This window comes from Flavobacterium sp. (genome assembly GCF_044373165.1).
Taxonomy (GTDB): Bacteria; Bacteroidota; Bacteroidia; order Flavobacteriales; family Flavobacteriaceae; genus Flavobacterium.
The window spans coordinates 1-3,377 of sequence record NZ_JBILQL010000130.1 but is presented as its reverse complement, the minus strand read 5'-3'; the positions used below and the strand labels follow the sequence as shown (position 1 = coordinate 3,377).

General features: G+C 36.2%; 3 protein-coding genes and 1 tRNA gene. 2 read left to right on the top strand and 2 right to left on the bottom strand.

Annotated features, from left to right (window positions below; all coding sequences use genetic code 11):
* The first annotated feature begins 552 nt into the window (after positions 1-552).
* Together ACIQ32_RS11540 and ACIQ32_RS11535 are read left to right on the top strand one after the other, a co-directional pair.
* Positions 553-626: transfer RNA gene (locus tag ACIQ32_RS11540), tRNA-Asn, on the top strand.
* A 244-nt stretch (positions 627-870) separates the two neighbouring features.
* Entirely contained in the window at positions 871-1,662 is a 792-nt protein-coding gene (locus ACIQ32_RS11535) for a helix-turn-helix domain-containing protein (protein WP_396195835.1), read from the top strand.
* A gap of 96 nt (positions 1,663-1,758) precedes the next feature.
* Here ACIQ32_RS11535 and ACIQ32_RS11530 read toward each other — a convergent pair whose 3' ends face one another.
* Together ACIQ32_RS11530 and ACIQ32_RS11525 are read right to left on the bottom strand one after the other, a co-directional pair.
* The gene (locus tag ACIQ32_RS11530; protein WP_396195834.1) at positions 1,759-2,187 is read right to left on the bottom strand and encodes a LexA family protein; all 429 of its coding nucleotides are present in this window, start codon (positions 2,185-2,187) and stop codon (positions 1,759-1,761) included.
* Positions 2,184-3,377: Y-family DNA polymerase (locus ACIQ32_RS11525; RefSeq protein WP_396195833.1), on the bottom strand; the 1,194-nt coding region annotated here is incomplete at its 5' end. The genes ACIQ32_RS11525 and ACIQ32_RS11530, both read right to left, overlap by 4 nt.

Below are 3,377 nucleotides of genomic sequence, written 5' to 3'. Positions count from 1 at the left end.
TATTAACCGCAGAAATGAGTACCAAAAAATCAAATCATTAACCAATAAAGAAAAACATTTATCTTTGAATTAATTAACTAAACACTCTCTAAAAAAAAGTCCACTTTAGTTTGAAGACATACAATCAGTATTAGGCGTTTTTGCTGATTTAATTTCAGCAAAGCAATGTGCAAGCAAAGCGTATGAACTATATCTGCTTGCTAAAAGTAAAGACAATACATTACAAGAAAATTGTTATATCACTGATGAGTTTCTAACTATTGCAAATGATGATGCTATTATCCTCGCAAAAAATGCTTGTCCAAAACCTGACAGTTTTATTCATACAACTGAAGAAACAATATACTGCAAAGGTTTTATAGAAGGATTTGAACATGCGGTTGTTCAACACAATAAATAGTATTCTAATATGTGTTGATCCATTTAAGAATTGAATTAGAATAAAAAATTAAAGTAATTTTGTATAAACACTATTTGTAAACCAGTTGTGGAGTGCAAAAAGTGTGTACATAAAAAACACATTGAATTGTAAGTGTTTGATTTATAATATCTTCCTCCTTAGCTCAGTTGGTTAGAGCAACTGACAGTTAATCAGAGAGTCCTTGGTTAGAGCCCAATAGGGGTAGCAAAGCAAATGCCTGAAGCATAGTTTCATGCTTTTTTTATTTGTGACCATTTCTTTTACCTCAGATGGCCCTAAAATCAATCATAAAGCCTACTTTACTTTTTGGCTCGCTGAGATAAACTTGCAGTATATTTTAAAATCCAACCTCAAAATCTTCAACTGTCTTCTAAATGACGTAAAGAAGTCGTTTTTATCGATCTAACAACCCTATAAATTTGTGGCTTGAAAACTAATAAATTTGTAATATGAAAATAGGAGAACACATTAAAGATATTCGAGTTTCAAAAGGGCTGACTCAAGTTGAACTTTCCGAACAAAATGGTATAGCATTGCGAACCATCCAGCGAATTGAAAAAAACGAAGTTACCCCAAGTATTTATTCTCTAAATGCCATTGGAGAAATTTTAGGGGTTAAATTGAACGAAATGTCACTGAAAGAAAATAACAAAAAGTTTGAATTCAGAATAGTTGTTTCGAACGTCAATAACTTGTTTGAAGACAGTAAAGTTTTGTTTAAAAGGAATTGGAGGATACTGCTTTTTTTGGCAAGTATCGCTACCTTTTTTATATTGTTTTCCGAAATCAAATCCCTGGTTTATAATTTTTGGGATGATTCCAAAGTTACCTTAGCCACCATAAATTGTCAGAGTCAAAATGAATGTGATATTGAGCTAACTAAAAAGAATGCTACCGGTAAAATTATTTGGAAGAAAACCATTGGCGGCACCAGTTATGATAAAGCCGGTCAAGTGGTAAAAACTAAAGAAGGCGATTACTTGGTAGTGGGTTCGACCAGTTCTTTTGGTAAAGGGAATTATGATGTTTTAATAGTAAAAGTGAGCCCTTCCGGCGAACTCCTTTGGCAAAAAACTTATGGAGATTTTTTAAACGATTATGGTTTAAAAATTTCTTTAGTTAATGATGACCTTTACTTAATTGAGGCTACTAAACAAATTTGTAAAACAGTGAATGTGTCTAATGACTGTATAGATCAAGAATGGTTATTCAAGATTGATGATGAAGGAAATATAAAATAGACTTTCAAAAATCATGACGTAATTAAAGTGTTAATGTTGTATCTGTCATTAAGTTAATAAGCAATAAAGCTGATATGAAAGTATCGGGTTTTTATTTTAAACACTTTTAATCACATAGGTAACAATCCCCCAAACGAATAACTTATTGTCTTCTTCTATTTTAATCGGTTGAAAGGTTTTGTTTTCAGGCATAAGATAAACACCTTCTTTTTTTATTTTGATGCGTTTCACCGTAAATTCTCCGTCGATACAACAAACCGCAATTTTCCCGTCGGTGGGTTCGATACTGCGGTCGATAACCATAATGTCGCCATCATCGATACCCGCGCCTATCATCGAAGTACCATCGGCTTTGGCATAAAAAGTAGCTTCGAAATTTTTGACCAATACTTTGTCTAAACTGATTTGACTTCCTTCAAAATCGGTAGCAGGCGAAGGAAATCCCGCTTTGATACCACCTTCAAAATAGGGTAGTGCTCTCGAGTTTTCGAAATCGGGTTTGAAAAAAGTTAGCGGACTTTTCATTGGCATTTTATGGTCAAGATTTGATGAATGTCGGTGGTGTATTTTTTTGACAAATGCTCTTGCTTCATGGTCCAAGTGCGTTCTAAATCCTGATTAGCAAGTTTGATTTTACGATCTCCGGTTTTTTTATAATAATCGTCCATTACTTGCATGAGCTTCAAATGCTTCGGATTTTCTTCCTCAAACAAATGGAATTGCTTTTGGCTTTCGGGAATAATATTCGTTACGATCACCCCGGCTTTTTTGTAGATTTCGCCTTCTTCAAAAACTTCTTTCAGCATTTTCACAGCCAAGTTACTAATAGTAATCGAAGAATTGCTCGCATATGGCAAGGTTTCCATGCGGTAGAAATTGTAACGCTGGCGATCGACTTTGTACTTGTCTTTTCTCAAATACAAAATCACACCATGGCAACACGATTTTTGCTTTCGAAGTTTCTCGGAACATACTGTGGCAAAGGTTGAAACACGCTCTTTCATAGCATCAAGTGTGGTGATATTCCCGGCAAAGCTTCGGGTGATGGCAATGTTTTTTTTGTCTTTCGGCTCTTCTAATGCCAATACCGATTGCCCTTCGAGTTCGTATTTCAAACGCAAACCCACTACACCCATCGTGTTTTTGATATAGGCTTCGTGTTGCGGCAACGTAAAATCGTAGGCTGTGTTGATGTTTCTCTCCTTCATCTTTTTAGTCAGGCGAAATCCAATGCCCCAAACATCCTCGATTTTGGTCCATTTTAAGGCTTTTATTCGCTTTTCTTCCGAATCGATGATATAAACACCTTGGGTTCGGTCCGGAAATTTACGCGCGATTTTATTGGCCACTTTCGATAACGCTTTGGTCGGTGCAAAACCCACCGAAACCGGAATGCTGAGCCATTGCATAATGCGGTTTTTCATTTGCAAACCATAGTCGTGAAAATCAGTTACCGAAACACCGTCGAAGTTCATAAACGCTTCGTCAATGCTGTAGGGTTCTACGTGTGGTGTGAAACCCTCGAGTATTTTCATCACCCGATGACTCATGTCGCCATACAAAGGATAATTGGAGGAAAAGACCTGTATGTTTTTGGCTTTGAGCTCTTGTCGCACTTTAAATTCGGGCGCACCCATGGCTATGCCGAGGGCTTTGGCTTCATCGCTTCGGGAAATGATACAACCGTCGTTATTAGACAAAATCACTATAGGTTT

Excerpts from the sequence above, each read along its gene's own strand:
- ACIQ32_RS11535 (WP_396195835.1), top strand. The coding sequence starts at position 871 with ATGAAAATAGGAGAACACATTAAAGATATTCGAGTTTCAAAAGGGCTG.
- ACIQ32_RS11530 (WP_396195834.1), bottom strand. The coding sequence starts at position 2,187 with ATGAAAAGTCCGCTAACTTTTTTCAAACCCGATTTCGAAAACTCGAGA.